The 13,960-nt window shown below is 46.0% G+C and carries 12 protein-coding genes; 9 read left to right on the forward strand and 3 right to left on the reverse strand.

Annotation, left to right across the window (positions count from 1 at the left end; all coding sequences use genetic code 11):
* Positions 1-215: 215 nt before the first annotated feature.
* From murJ to ispH, 6 genes are all read left to right on the forward strand, one after another.
* Positions 216-1,778 (forward strand): murein biosynthesis integral membrane protein MurJ, encoded by a 1,563-nt coding sequence (murJ, locus tag EJ063_RS14565; protein ID WP_126575085.1) that lies wholly within the window; start codon positions 216-218, stop codon positions 1,776-1,778.
* Positions 1,779-1,868: 90 nt separating this feature from the next.
* Entirely contained in the window at positions 1,869-2,813 is a 945-nt protein-coding gene (ribF, locus tag EJ063_RS14570; protein ID WP_126575086.1) for a bifunctional riboflavin kinase/FAD synthetase, read from the forward strand.
* 55 nt (positions 2,814-2,868) lie between these two features.
* The gene (gene ileS / locus EJ063_RS14575) at positions 2,869-5,706 is read left to right on the forward strand and encodes an isoleucine--tRNA ligase (protein ID WP_126575087.1); all 2,838 of its coding nucleotides are present in this window, start codon (positions 2,869-2,871) and stop codon (positions 5,704-5,706) included.
* 399 nt (positions 5,707-6,105) lie between these two features.
* Positions 6,106-6,609, forward strand: coding sequence for a signal peptidase II (gene lspA / locus EJ063_RS14580; protein WP_126575088.1), 504 nt, complete (start codon positions 6,106-6,108; stop codon positions 6,607-6,609).
* A gap of 138 nt (positions 6,610-6,747) precedes the next feature.
* Complete coding sequence (gene fkpB / locus EJ063_RS14585; RefSeq protein ID WP_126575089.1) at positions 6,748-7,179, forward strand: FKBP-type peptidyl-prolyl cis-trans isomerase; 432 nt, start codon at positions 6,748-6,750, stop codon at positions 7,177-7,179.
* A gap of 24 nt (positions 7,180-7,203) precedes the next feature.
* Positions 7,204-8,169, forward strand: coding sequence for a 4-hydroxy-3-methylbut-2-enyl diphosphate reductase (gene ispH, locus EJ063_RS14590; RefSeq protein WP_167469907.1), 966 nt, complete (start codon positions 7,204-7,206; stop codon positions 8,167-8,169).
* A 123-nt stretch (positions 8,170-8,292) separates the two neighbouring features.
* On the opposite strand, the gene EJ063_RS14595 is transcribed toward ispH, so the two are convergent.
* Positions 8,293-9,777, reverse strand: a complete 1,485-nt coding sequence (locus tag EJ063_RS14595) for a carbon starvation CstA family protein (protein WP_126575091.1) — start codon at positions 9,775-9,777, stop codon at positions 8,293-8,295.
* A 203-nt stretch (positions 9,778-9,980) separates the two neighbouring features.
* Here EJ063_RS14595 and EJ063_RS14600 point away from each other — a divergent pair, with 203 nt between their 5' ends.
* On the forward strand, positions 9,981-10,331 hold the full coding sequence (locus tag EJ063_RS14600; RefSeq protein ID WP_126575092.1) for a DUF2799 domain-containing protein: 351 nt from the start codon (positions 9,981-9,983) through the stop codon (positions 10,329-10,331).
* A 104-nt stretch (positions 10,332-10,435) separates the two neighbouring features.
* A complete protein-coding gene (locus tag EJ063_RS14605) occupies positions 10,436-10,777 on the forward strand; it encodes a hypothetical protein (RefSeq protein ID WP_126575093.1) in 342 nt (113 codons plus the stop codon).
* 26 nt (positions 10,778-10,803) lie between these two features.
* On the opposite strand, the gene murQ is transcribed toward EJ063_RS14605, so the two are convergent.
* Together murQ and EJ063_RS14615 are read right to left on the reverse strand one after the other, a co-directional pair.
* Positions 10,804-11,730: an N-acetylmuramic acid 6-phosphate etherase gene (gene murQ / locus EJ063_RS14610; RefSeq protein WP_126575094.1), complete on the reverse strand. Its 927-nt coding sequence runs from the start codon at positions 11,728-11,730 to the stop codon at positions 10,804-10,806.
* 11 nt (positions 11,731-11,741) lie between these two features.
* Positions 11,742-12,854 carry an anhydro-N-acetylmuramic acid kinase gene (locus EJ063_RS14615; RefSeq protein ID WP_126575095.1) on the reverse strand — a complete coding sequence of 371 codons (1,113 nt, stop codon included), beginning with the start codon at positions 12,852-12,854 and terminating at the stop codon, positions 11,742-11,744.
* Between the two features lie 99 nt (positions 12,855-12,953).
* Here EJ063_RS14615 and nagZ point away from each other — a divergent pair, with 99 nt between their 5' ends.
* On the forward strand, positions 12,954-13,943 hold the full coding sequence (gene nagZ, locus EJ063_RS14620; RefSeq protein ID WP_126575096.1) for a beta-N-acetylhexosaminidase: 990 nt from the start codon (positions 12,954-12,956) through the stop codon (positions 13,941-13,943).
* Positions 13,944-13,960: the final 17 nt, after the last annotated feature.

Genomic DNA, 13,960 nt, shown 5'->3' on the forward strand with positions numbered 1-13,960 from the left:
AATTTAAGGGCGAGGAATATCCCTCATTTGCTCTTAAATGTCAAATAATTTGTGCAAAAACCAATCTAGCCAAACAAATTTTGGATTGAAAGGTCTTCACGGTTAAGATGGCGGGGATTCTAACAGTATTTTTTTTTCAATGCTAATACTAATCTACTCTGGATATGACATTCCTAGTGTAAAGTAAGGCAAAATTTTCAAATCCTGGGGTTAATGTGAGTAAACGTCTACTCAAGTCGGGCATGATTGTAAGCGCCATGACATTGATTTCTCGTGTTTTAGGCTTAGTACGAGATGTCGTGGTTGCAAATCTAATGGGCGCAGGTGCAAGTGCCGATGTCTTCTTTTTTGCGAACAAAATTCCTAACTTTTTGCGCCGCCTATTTGCAGAAGGGGCATTTTCACAAGCATTTGTTCCAGTATTAACTGAAAGCCATGCCGCTGGAGACATGGATAAAACCCGTGAGCTGATTGCCAGGGCGGCAGGTACGCTTAGTGTGATTGTCTCTATTGTCACGTTTTTGGGCGTTTTAGGTTCAGGTGTGGTCACCGCATTGTTTGGTTTCGGCTGGTTTCTTGATTGGATGAACGGCGGGCCTTCAGCGGAAAAGTTTGAGCTAGCAAGCTTAATGCTTAAAATTACCTTTCCGTATTTATGGTTCATTACCTTTGTTGCTCTGTCCGGCGCTATTTTGAACACCATGGGGAAATTTGCGGTCTCTTCATTTACCCCAGTGTTCCTTAATGTGATGATCATCTTTTCAGCCTGGTTTATTGCTCCTCAGCTGTCACAGCCAGAGATCGGCTTAGCGATTGGCGTCTTCTTAGGTGGCTTGGTTCAATTTCTTTTCCAAATTCCCTTCCTTATTAAAGCCGGCGTTATGGTTAAGCCTAAGTGGGGCTGGCGTGATCCTGGAGTTGTGAAAATTCGCACTCTGATGATCCCTGCTTTATTTGGTGTCTCTGTTAGTCAGATCAACTTGTTGTTTGATACCTTTATTGCCAGTTTTCTTCAGACGGGTTCGATAAGCTGGCTTTACTACTCAGACCGCTTATTAGAGTTCCCTCTTGGTTTGTTTGGTATCGCGATTGCAACTGTGATTCTCCCTTCGCTCTCTCGTAAACACGTTGATGACCAAAGTGATGGCTTTGCACAAACGATGGACTGGGGCGTTCGCATGGTGACCTTGCTTGGTATTCCGGCGATGTTGGGTTTGATGGTTCTCGCTAAACCTATGTTAATGGTGCTCTTTATGCGTGGTGAGTTTTCGCCACAAGATGTTCAGTTTGCCTCAATGTCTTTGGTTGCCTATGCATCTGGTTTATTAAACTTCATGCTAATCAAAGTATTAGCGCCGGGGTATTACTCTCGTCAAGACACCAAAACCCCCGTTAAGTACGGCATTATTGCCATGGTCACCAATATGGTGTTCAACGCTATTTTTGCCTGGTTCTATGGCTATGTAGGTTTGGCGATTGCTACTGCACTGTCGGCCTTCGTTAATATGTCCCTGCTGTATCGCGGTCTTCATTTGGCGGGTGTCTATAAACTCACCCAGAGAACTCTGGTCTTTATGGCTAAATTGGTTGTAGCTGGTGGCTTGATGATTGCTGCCATTTTATGGCAATTGGAAGAGATGGCCGTTTGGTTAACTTGGAGCTTTATTGAGCGAGTTATGTGGCTGACTGCCTTGATTGGGTTAGGTGCGGGTGTTTACTTAGTTACCTTGCTCGTACTTGGTGTTCGCCTAAAAGATTTAAAAGCAGCGACAGAGTGAACCTGATTAGTATATAATCCGTCGGTTTCACGCACTATGTCTCTTTTTTGAAGAGAAGTTAATACAAAGATAGGTTTTTAGCGCTTCCCAATGGAATTGATCCGCGGTATTCACAACATCAAATCACACCATCAAGGGTGTGTATTGACGATCGGGAACTTTGACGGTGTCCACCTCGGGCATCAAGAGGTTTTACGCCAAGTGTCAGAAAAGGCGAGAGAATTAGGTTTACCTTCAACGGTGATGACCTTTGACCCTCAGCCATTGGAACTGTTTGCTAAAGATAAAGCCCCGGCGCGGTTAACTCGCCTGAGGGATAAGTTTGTTCAGCTAAGTAAGCTCGATATTGAGCGACTGCTTTGTGTTAACTTTAATCATCAATTTGCCAACCAATCAGCTGATGAGTTTATTAGTGACTTGTTGGTGAAGCGTTTGGGTGTTAAGTTTCTCGTCGTAGGCGATGATTTCTGCTTTGGTCGTGGGCGTAAAGGCAACTTTGCGATGCTGCAAGAAGCGGGGAAAAAGTATGGTTTTGAGGTCGTAAGTACCCAGAGTTTTCGCTTACAGCAGCTAAGAGTGAGCAGCACTGCCATTCGTAAAGCATTAGCTAGTGATAAGCTTGATGTCGCCGCAGAAATGTTAGGACGAGATTATAGTATTAGTGGTCGAGTATCTCATGGTCGCAAGTTAGGTCGAACCATTGGTTTTCCTACCGCGAACATCCCACTAAAACGTTGCGTGTCCCCTGTTTCTGGCGTCTATACCGTGGAGGCTTTAGGCCTGGATGGAAAAGCCGTAGGGGGAGTGGCGAACATAGGCAACAGGCCGACGGTTAACGGTGTTCGCCAACAGCTAGAAGTACATCTCTTTGACTTTAAGGCCAATTTATATGGCAAGCAGCTAGAAATCGTACTTTTAGATAAGATTCGAGATGAGCATAAATTTGAGTCATTCGAAGCTTTAAAACAACAAATTGAATTGGATGCTGAAGCAGCAAGGGTGTGGCTGCGTCAGCGTGAAGACCAAGTGGTTTAGTTCGCTGCTTGGCATAATGTCTAACTGTCACCCAACACAACGGAATTAAGAATCGATGAGTGAGTATAAAGATACCCTGAACCTTCCTGAAACAGGGTTTCCGATGCGCGGCAATCTGGCGAATCGCGAGCCAGAAATGCTTAAGCGTTGGTACAAAGAAGACCTTTACGGCGCAATCCGTGAAGCGAAGAAAGGCAAAAAATCTTTCGTTCTGCATGATGGCCCTCCATACGCAAATGGTGACATTCACATTGGTCACGCACTAAACAAGATTCTTAAAGACATTATTATTAAATCCAAAACACTTTCTGGTTTTGATGCACCGTACATTCCTGGTTGGGACTGTCACGGTCTACCAATTGAACTAATGGTAGAAAAGAAAAAAGGCAAACCAGGCCAAAAAATCTCTGCGGCTGAGTTCCGTGAAGAGTGTCGTAAGTACGCGGCAGGTCAGGTAGAAGGCCAGAAAGAGAGCTTCAGGCGCCTAGGTATCATGGGTGAGTGGGATAAGCCATACCGCACTATGGACTTCGCAACAGAAGCGAACATCATCCGTGCGCTAGGTAAAATCGCAGATAACGGCCACCTACTAAAAGGTTTCAAGCCTGTTCACTGGTGTACTGACTGTGGTTCAGCGCTTGCTGAAGCAGAAGTAGAATACAAAGACAAAGTATCTCCATCTATCGATGTGAAATTCACAGCAGCAGATGAAGCCGCTCTTCTTGCTAAATTCAACCTAGCAGAAGGTCATGAAGGTCAAGGCGATATCTCTATCGTTATCTGGACTACTACGCCATGGACACTGCCAGCAAACCGCGCAGTATGTCTACGTGATGATCTGGAATACGTTCTTATCCAAGTAGAAGCAAACGGTGAGCAAGCAGCACAACGTATTATCGTGGCGTCTGAGCTAGCGAAAGACGTAATGGATCGTGCGGGTATCGAGCACTTCCACAACCTTGGTTTTGCTACAGGTGCCGATCTTGAACTGACTCAGTTCAACCACCCGTTCTATGATTTCACTGTTCCAGCTATCCTTGGCGATCACGTAACGACTGAATCAGGTACAGGTGTTGTTCACACTGCACCAGGCCATGGTCAAGAAGACTTTGTGGTTGGTAAAAAATATGACCTAGAAATCGCAAACCCAGTAGGCTCTAACGGTGTTTACCTACCTGATACTGAGCTATTTGCTGGTCAGCACGTATTCAAAGCGAACGATTCAGTTCTTGAAGTTCTGAAAGAGAAAGGTGCGTTACTACACCACCACGCTTACGAGCACAGCTACCCACATTGTTGGAGACATAAAACTCCAATCATCTTCCGTGCAACACCACAGTGGTTCGTATCTATGGACCAAGCAGGCCTACGTGCAAAAGCACTAGAGTCGATTAAGAGTGTTGAGTGGATGCCTGAATGGGGTGAAAGCCGTATCGAAGGTATGATTGAAGGTCGTCCTGAGTGGTGTATTTCTCGTCAACGTACTTGGGGCGTGCCAATTGCTCTGTTCGTTCATAAAGAGACAGCAGAACTGCACCCGAACACACTTGAACTTATCGAGAAAGTTGCACAGCTTGTTGAAGAAAAAGGCATTCAAGCTTGGTGGGATCTAGAAATCTCTGACCTACTAGGCGAAGACGCAGATAAGTACGAGAAAGTGCTAGATACACTAGACGTATGGTTCGATTCAGGTGTAACGCACTACTCTGTAGTTGATGCTCGTGCAGAGTACAACGGTGCAAGCGCTGACCTATACCTTGAAGGTTCAGATCAACACCGTGGTTGGTTCCAGTCTTCTCTAATTTCATCTATCGCGATGAAAGACGAAGCACCTTACAAGCAAGTGCTAACTCACGGCTTCGTGGTTGATGGTCACGGTCGTAAGATGTCGAAATCTATCGGTAACGTAGTTGCGCCAAAAGACGTAACCAACAAACTAGGTGCAGACATTCTACGTCTATGGGTTGCTTCAACAGACTACACTGGTGAAGTAGCGGTTTCTGACGAAATCCTAAAACGTTCTGCAGATGCATACCGTCGTATTCGTAACACGGCACGTTTCTTCCTAGCGAACCTAAGTGGCTTTAACCCAGCAACAGATATTGTTCCTGCAGAAGAAATGGTTGCTCTAGATCGTTGGGCTGTAGGTCGTGCACTAGCAGCACAAGAAGAGATCGTGAAAGCATACGGTGAGTACAACACTCACGCCGTAATTCAGCGTCTAATGCAGTTCTGTTCTATCGAAATGGGTTCATTCTACCTAGACGTAATCAAAGACCGTCAATACACAGCGAAACTGGGCGGCCATGCTCAACGTAGCTGTCAGACAGCGCTTTACTACATCGTAGAAGCTCTAGTTCGTTGGATGGCTCCAATCATGTCGTTCACTGCGGATGAAATCTGGAACGAAATGCCGGGCGAGCGCGATAAGTTTGTCTTCACTGGCGAATGGTTCGAAGGCCTATTTGGTCTTGCTGAAGGCGAAGAGCTAAACAACGAGTTCTGGGCAGAGATGCAATCCGTTCGTGGTGGTGTAAACAAACTGCTAGAAGATGCTCGTAAAGAGAAGACGATCGGTGGTTCACTGCAAGCAGAAGTAACGTTATACGCTGAAGATGCACTAGCAGCGAAAATTAACAAACTAGAAGATGAACTACGCTTTGTCCTTCTAACCTCTGCAGCAACAGTGAAGCCTCTAAGCGAGAAGTCTGACTCAGCTCAAGCGACAGACGTTGAAGGTTTGTTTGTGGAAGTGAAAGCAACAGAAGCTGAGAAGTGTGACCGTTGTTGGCACCACACTCCAGACGTAGGCACAATCGAAGGTCACGAGAAGATCTGTGGTCGTTGTGTTTCTAACGTTGATGGTGAAGGTGAAGTTCGCAAGTTCGCTTAATTGCTCGTCATTCTTGGCACTGTAGCTGTGTTGACTGCACTGACTCGCTCCATCACATAGGAAAACTATGCTCAGGAGCCTCGTAAGCTTGTCGCCTTGCTACAGCACCAATAATTTAGAGCAAGAGTTCTCGGAACTTTATTGAAATAACATAGCCCCAGTGTATCTACTGGGGTTATTTTTAACTGCTCGTTAGAGATACTTAGAGTGGTTCAAGTTGATAGAGATTCCTTACTCACTCATTCTTCGCTCTAAGGAATGACAGTGTTTAGTTCAGTCGTACTGTCATCCTCAAGAGGGAGGAGCGACCGAGTTGGGGATCTCGTATTAAATGTAATTTTGATTCGTTCGCACTTCACAGGCGGAGTGACGAGATTTTTATAATTGGTAGGAACTCTAATGAGTAACATTCCACTAAAACAATCAGGTGTACGTTGGCTGTGGTTAGCTATCGTGATCTTTTTTGCTGACATTGGTATCAAGCTGTACGTCATGGACAGCATGGGTTATGGCTGGGCTAACCGTATTGAAGTCCTGCCTTTCTTTAACCTATTGTATGTGCATAACTACGGCGCAGCATTCAGCTTCTTGAGTGATCAAGCTGGGTGGCAGCGCTGGTTCTTTACTGGTATCGCTTTTGTGGTAACAGGCATGCTGACTTACTGGATGAGTAAGCTGCCAGCCAAAGAGAAATGGAATAATATCGCTTATGCGATGATCATTGGTGGTGCCGTTGGTAATGTCTTTGACCGTGTTGTGCACGGCTTTGTGGTCGATTATCTAGATTTCTTCTGGGGTGACTACCATTGGCCTGCATTCAACTTAGCGGATACGACTATCTGTATTGGTGCGGCAATGATCATTCTTGACGGCTTTCGCAAGAAAGAAGAAGCCAAAGCATAATTGGTGATAAATTGAATAACCTTAAGCGTCGTCCGTTGATTCGGGCGACGCTTTTTATTATGTTGGAGCGGAATCTACGCATCTTCGTACAATAAAGCCAATCAGCGTAGGAAAACCGAATAACAAGGAAGCAGTAACGTGACGACAATTGCCCAAGACTCCGCAGTAACTCTGCATTTTACCATCAAGATGAATGACGGCTCAGTGGCTGATAGCACTCACAATATGGGTAAGCCCGCTAAATTGGTTATTGGTGACGGTAGCCTAAGTGAAAACTTCGAAAAGTGCTTAGTGGGTTTGAATTCGGGAGACAAAAAATCCATTGAGCTCAAAGCCGCTGATGCTTTCGGTATGCCGAACCCAGACAATATCCACTATATGGATCGTGCCAAGTTTGTCGGTGATGCCGAAGTGGAAGTTGGTACGATTATGGCTTTCTCTGGCCGCGATGGTATGGAGATTCCAGGTATTATCACCGATATTGCGGGTGATTCAGTAACGGTTGACTTTAATCATCCATTAGCAGGGCAAGATGTGACTTTTGAAGTTGAGATTTTGTCAGTAGAATAAGCGCCCAAAGAAGATAACGACGCCATGAGCAATCAAATGAAAATTAAGTTAGCCAACCCTCGCGGTTTTTGTGCCGGTGTAGATCGTGCGATCAGTATTGTTGAACGTGCATTAGAAATGTACCAACCACCAATTTATGTTCGTCATGAGGTGGTGCATAACCGCTTTGTTGTTGAAGGCCTAAAACAGCGTGGCGCGATCTTTGTTGAAGAGCTAAATGAAGTGCCAGATGACAACATCGTTATTTTCTCAGCTCATGGTGTATCTCAGGCAGTACGTAAAGAAGCCAAAGCGCGTGACCTAACAGTCTTTGATGCCACTTGTCCGCTAGTGACGAAAGTTCATATGGAAGTGGCTCGTGCAAGCCGCAAACATATGGAAGTCGTTCTGATTGGTCACGCAGGTCACCCTGAAGTTGAAGGCACTATGGGGCAATACGCCAGTGATGAAGGCGGTATGTACTTGGTTGAGCGTCCTGAAGATGTGCTTAAGCTAAAAGAGATCGTTAAAGACCCAAGCCACCTGCATTATGTTAGCCAAACGACGCTTTCGGTCGATGAGACAGCTGACGTGATTGACGAGCTACGCCGTGTGTTCCCAGACATTCAAGGCCCACGTAAAGACGACATCTGTTACGCTACGCAAAACCGTCAAGATGCGGTTCGTGAAATGGCGACAGACGTAGACGTTGTGATTGTGGTTGGTTCTAAGAACTCTTCAAACTCAACTCGCTTAAAAGAGCTGGCTGAGAAACTGGGCACGCCGGGTTATCTGACAGATTGCGCAGAAGACATCAAACCGGAATGGTTTGAAGGTAAAGTGAAAGTTGGTGTCACCGCAGGTGCATCAGCGCCAGAAGAGCTTGTGAATCAAATCTTAGATCGCATTAAAGATCTGGTTGGTACTCGCTCGGTGGAAGAGATTCAAGGTCGTGAAGAAAATATGTTCTTCGAAGTGCCGAAAGAGCTACAGATTAAACAAGTCGATTAAGCTCGATTTGCGTGACATAGAAAGCCAGCGGTGAACGCTGGCTTTTTTATTGGCTGTCACTTTGAGACAAGAAAAAGGCTCCAATCGGAGCCTTTTATGTGTAGCAAGCGAAGTGTTATTAGCTTATGCAGTTTTCTTCACTGCTTGTGGTTTTTCTTCGTCAGCAAGGTCGGTGTCACCTTTGCCTTTTGAGATTTTGATAACGTATGCCGTTACCGCTAGTGTGAACAGAATGCCTGAGACCGTCGATACTTGAATTGGTAGACCGAAGCCTAGCGTACTGTTGTTTAGGATGAACGTCGCACAGACCGTCGTCATAAACATTGCAGGGATAGTGGTAATCCAGTGCAGCTTATTGTGACGTAGTAGGTAAGCTGAAGCGGTCCATAGCATCATCACGGCTGTTGATTGGTTCGCGAAACCGAAGTAGCGCCAAATCACACCGAAATCGACTTGAGTTAAGATACCGCCAATGACGAACAGTGGCACAGCCATCATTAGGCGGTTACGCAGTGCTTTTTGGTCGACGTTGAAATACTCTGCCAGAATTAGACGGCTTGAGCGGAAGGCTGTATCACCAGATGTGATAGGTAGAATCACCACGCCAAGGAACGCAATCACACCACCAAAGACACCGAGTAAGCCAAATGATGCGCTGTAGACAACATTACCTGGGCCACCGTTGCTTACTGCTTCAGAGAGAGCATCAAGGTTGCCAAAGAAAGACAGAGCAATCGCACACCAAATCAGAGCAATCACACCTTCACCAATCATTGCACCGTAGAAGACGAAACGACCGTTGGTTTCATTTTCCATACAACGCGCCATCAATGGTGATTGAGTCGCATGGAAGCCAGAAATCGCACCACAAGCAATAGTAATGAATAGCGCAGGCCATAAAGGCATGTCGTTAGGGTTCAAGTTGCTAAACATATCGCTGACTTGGAAGTCGCCCATGACAGTGTGTTCGCTAGAGAACGCAACCGCCGTCATTAGGCCAACCGACATGAAGATAAGTAGTGCCCCAAACAGTGGATAGAAACGGCCAATGATTTTATCGACAGGAACAATCGTCGCGATGATGTAATAAGCGAAGATAGCGATAACCATGGTTGTCATGCTGACGTTTAGGCTAGTTTGATCATTAACCAAGTTAGTGATCATACCCGCTGGCGCAGACACGAATACAACACCGACAAGAAGCAGTAGGACAATGGCAAAGATGTTCATAAAGTGTTTTGCGCCATTGCCTAGGTAACGACCTGTGATGGTTGGAACGGATGCACCGCCATTACGCACAGAAAGCATGCCTGAGAAGTAATCGTGAACGGCACCTGCGAAGATACAGCCAATCACAATCCAAAGCATTGCCGCTGGTCCGTAAAGCGCCCCCATGATTGGGCCAAAGATAGGGCCAACACCGGCAATGTTGAGGAGTTGTACCAAGTAGACTTTCTTGGTCGACATTGGAACGTAGTCAACGCCGTCTGTTTTGGTATGGGCTGGCGTTTGGCGCTTTTCATTAATGCCAAACACTTTTTCGACAAAAGCGCCGTAAATGAAGTAACCGCCAATCAGGGCAGCAACACAGGTTAAAAACCACAACATAACTCTATTCCTTGATGAATTTTTTAAAGCTCAAGGTGGATAGTATTCGCTCTGGATTCAATAAACATTCGGTGAATGGGTGAGTGGACATATAGTGGAATAAACGGCTTTCTAGGCAAATAAGTGGTTTTCGGAGAATCTCAGTGGCAATTACCAAGATTTAGTGGTTTGATTAGCAATGAGATTAAAAACAAGGAAAAACAATGAGAAAGCTAGTTATCGCAGCAACTGTCTCTCTATTGGCAGCGTGTGCCAGTAGCCCTGAACAGTTAGCAGAGCAAGGAGACTGGTATCAAATTGGGTATCAAGATGGGGTGAGCGGTCACACTCAACGTTCGCTGAAAGAGTTAGCAAGCTTAGGAAGCGTAAAGCAGTCAGACTACGATCAAGGCTACTTAGAGGGCGTAGGGGAATACTGTAACCCTAACTTTGCCTATCAAATCGGTTTGTCAGGCCAATACTACGAAGGGGTTTGTGAAGGCACTGAAGACGCTCAAAAGTTTCGTATGGAGTGGCAACGTGGTTGGAGTGAACACACCAATCATGCTGACTAGTTGTCTCATTATTGATAAGCCAAATTAGAAAAGCCTGACAGAGCCATCATTCTGCTTCTGTTACTTTACGCCGCCAATTCGCTCTAAAGTAATACGAGGCTAGAATGAAAAAATATTGGTTGCTTGCGCTCTGTTTGGCGCCTTTAATGGTTAACGCTGCAAATCCTCTCAAAGAGGCGGTGAAAGCGAATCGTCAATACCAAGCAGACAAGCAACAAATCAATCACCGCTTAAACAAAACCAAGCGTTCTTTAAAGCAAGTTGGTGATGGGAGCTATGTCGAAGGCAAAGTTAAGCAAAAGGTGAACCGTGCATCAAGCAAGTACACCCATAAGATTAACAAAGCGAAGAACATCACCGATCCCAAATCTCTTAAGCGCAAAGCGAACAATAAGATCAAACAAGAGAAACGCAAAGCGGTGGATAAGTGGCTAAATGAAGAGTAACAGAGGGAGTCGCTCCCTCTGTTAGATTACTCTCCTTGATGGCTTTGTACGGCTTTCCGTAGAAAGCCATTTTGTTTCTCTAGCTGCTGTTGAGCAGTATCCATCGACATCCCCGTTAAAATCATCAGAATCGCCAGTTTGACGTCGTAATCTGTCTCAACCAAAGTGTCAGTTGCGAGGGTTTTATCGCAATCTGTTGCCTGCATGACAATACGGGCTGCTCGTGCGATGAGCTTTTTATTAGTGGCTTTCACATCCACCATTAAGTTTTGGTAGCTTTTCCCTAACCGAATCATGCTTGCTGTGGTAAGCATGTTTAACACCAATTTTTGCGCGGTTCCTGACTTTAGACGTGTTGAGCCAGTTAACGCTTCTGGGCCAACGACTGGGCTAATCGCAATCTTGGCAATATCCGCAATTGGAGAGTCTGGGTTACACGATAGTGCTACGGTCGTTGCCCCAATATCGTTAGCGTAATTGAGTGCGCCAATCACATATGGCGTGCGTCCACTCGCGGCGATACCAACCACGACGTCATCGGCGGTAAAGTTAACCGACTTGAGATCATCAACGCCAAATTGCTCAGAGTCTTCGGCGCCTTCTTTGGCTTTTAGAATCGCTTCAGGGCCACCGGCAATCAGTCCTATCACCATTTGATCGGAGACGCCAAACGTAGGCGGACATTCAGACGCATCTAAGATGCCTAAACGCCCACTGGTGCCTGCGCCCATATAAATCAGTCGACCACCTCGTTGGAATGCTGCGGTTATTTTGTCTACCGCTTGAGCTATCTCAGGAAGGGCCTTTTCCACAGCGAGTGGCACTTGCTGATCTTGTTGATTGATGCGTTTTACGATCTCTAAAGACGGCAATAGGTCGATATCCATCGTATCAGGGTTGCGGCCTTCTGAAACAAGATGAGAAAGAGCGGCGATGAGAGCATCGTTAGTCATAGGAATCCTTATTAATCAGCAGGGTAGATAACACCGAGAGACGCCGGTCTTGAGGCTCCGGTGACTTCTGGCAGGTTGCTTGGCAAGTTATGAATGCGGCGATAGGCGAGCCAAGCAAAGGCCATCGCTTCCATATTGTCACTGTCTACGCCTTTATCATTGGTGGTCATCACACTCCAGTTTGGCAGGTGATGATGAATACGTTCCATCAATAAAGGGTTTAAAGCCCCACCACCACAGACCAGAAGCTCTGGAGTACTGCCGGTGAGGTACTTGCGAACTTCATCGGCAATCGTTATGGCGGTGAACTCACATAAGGTACGCTGAACATCTTCAACGGCCAGTGAAAATCGCTTTAGGTGGCCTTCTAGCCAATCAATATTGAACAGCTCTCGTCCGGTGCTTTTAGGGGCAGCAAGCGTTAAATACGGCTCACTGAGCAGTTCATTTAACAGAGCTTGATGAACGGCACCTTGCGATGCGAATTGACCATTCTTATCGTAAGCTTGGCCAGTGTGTTTCTGACACCAAGCATCCATCAGCATGTTACCAGGGCCAGTATCATAGCCGATCACAGGTTGGTTAGGGCGAAGCACCGAGATATTCGCAATCCCACCAATGTTGAGGACGACAACTGACGAGTCGCCAGGCTTAAAAATGGACTGGTGGAATGCAGGCACTAATGGCGCACCTTGGCCGCCAAGAGCCATGTCTTTGCGTCTAAAATCAGCGACGGTATCAATGCCAGTACGAGCGGCAATAATATTGGCATCACCGAGCTGCATCGTGAAAGGCTGAGGGGAGTTAGGCTGGTGGAAGACCGTTTGACCATGGTTACCAATCGCTCGGATTTGTTGTGCGTTTATTTCTGAGTGCTCTAATAGGGCGAGAATGGCATCTGAATACAGCTTGCCAAGTAAATGATCTAACTGACCTATTTCAATTAGGTTGGTTGTTTGTCCGGTACAGACAGCGAGGACATTTTTACGCAGCGCTGGTGGGTAAGGAAAGTCGTGACTCGCCAATAGCTTGATCTCTCCAGACTTAATTTCAACGAGGGCAGTATCAACCCCGTCGAGGCTGGTTCCAGACATTACACCGATATATAACTCTTTCGTCGCCATTCTCAAATTTCAATCCGTCAGTTAGAGAATCTATTGTAAACCGAGAATAATCCTAATACTCTCGGCAACATAGCGAAAATCATTTTAGCTGGAGAAAATATGGGACCGTTATGGTTAGACGTAGCAGGCTGTGAGTTGACTGCTGAAGACAAAGAAATACTGCAGCATCCAACCGTTGGTGGTGTGATCTTATTTGCTCGTAACTACCACGACAGTGAGCAGCTTCTTGCATTAAATAAGTCAATTCGTCAGGCAGCAAAACGCCCTATCTTGATTGGTGTTGACCAAGAAGGAGGCCGAGTACAACGCTTCCGTAATGAGTTTTCATTGATTCCGGCCGCTTCTGAATACGCAAAAACCAATAATGGTGAACAGTTGGCAGAGCAGGGTGGTTGGCTGATGGCTGCTGAACTGATTGCCCATGACGTTGATTTGAGTTTTGCTCCAGTTTTAGACCAAGGTCATGAGTGTAAAGCGATCGGCAACCGAGCGTTTGGTGAAGAAACCGATACTATTATTCGTCACAGCTTGGCCTACATGAAAGGCATGAAATCAGTCGGCATGGCAACCACAGGCAAGCACTTTCCAGGACATGGTGGCGTGATTGCGGATTCTCATTTAGAAACGCCGTTTGATGATAGAGATACCATCTTTGAACAAGATATGGCGATCTTCAAAGCGCAGATTGAAAGTGGAATCCTTGATGCGATGATGCCCGCTCACGTGGTGTATCCACACTATGATGATCAGCCTGCAAGTGGCTCGCAATTCTGGTTAAAGCAGGTATTACGTCAGAAGCTTGGGTTTGAGGGGATCATCTTCTCTGATGACTTAACCATGGAAGGAGCTGCGATCATGGGTGGTCCAGCTGAGCGTGCGCATCAATCGTTGGTAGCTGGTTGTGATATGGTTTTAGTCTGCAACAAGCGTGACGCTCAAATTGAAGTGCTTGATAACTTGCCAATTATGGAAACACCGATGGCAGATAAGTTACTTAAAAAGCAAAGTTTTAGTTTGGCTGATCTCAAACGCAGTGATACTTGGAAGCAAGCCTCACAAGCGATGCAGAAGTTAGCCGAAGAAGCATAAAGTAAAAAGAGCAACCT

Origin of the sequence: Vibrio aquaticus (assembly GCF_003970385.1) — a bacterium.
Classification (GTDB): domain Bacteria; phylum Pseudomonadota; class Gammaproteobacteria; order Enterobacterales; family Vibrionaceae; genus Vibrio; species Vibrio aquaticus.

Coding starts and splice junctions, on each gene's coding strand:
- ribF (WP_126575086.1), top strand. CDS start 1,869: ATGGAATTGATCCGCGGTATTCACAACATCAAATCACACCATCAAGGG.
- ileS (WP_126575087.1), top strand. CDS start 2,869: ATGAGTGAGTATAAAGATACCCTGAACCTTCCTGAAACAGGGTTTCCG.
- lspA (WP_126575088.1), top strand. CDS start 6,106: ATGAGTAACATTCCACTAAAACAATCAGGTGTACGTTGGCTGTGGTTA.
- ispH (WP_167469907.1), top strand. CDS start 7,204: ATGAGCAATCAAATGAAAATTAAGTTAGCCAACCCTCGCGGTTTTTGT.
- EJ063_RS14595 (WP_126575091.1), bottom strand. CDS start 9,777: ATGTTGTGGTTTTTAACCTGTGTTGCTGCCCTGATTGGCGGTTACTTC.
- EJ063_RS14600 (WP_126575092.1), top strand. CDS start 9,981: ATGAGAAAGCTAGTTATCGCAGCAACTGTCTCTCTATTGGCAGCGTGT.
- EJ063_RS14605 (WP_126575093.1), top strand. CDS start 10,436: ATGAAAAAATATTGGTTGCTTGCGCTCTGTTTGGCGCCTTTAATGGTT.
- murQ (WP_126575094.1), bottom strand. CDS start 11,730: ATGACTAACGATGCTCTCATCGCCGCTCTTTCTCATCTTGTTTCAGAA.
- EJ063_RS14615 (WP_126575095.1), bottom strand. CDS start 12,854: ATGGCGACGAAAGAGTTATATATCGGTGTAATGTCTGGAACCAGCCTC.
- nagZ (WP_126575096.1), top strand. CDS start 12,954: ATGGGACCGTTATGGTTAGACGTAGCAGGCTGTGAGTTGACTGCTGAA.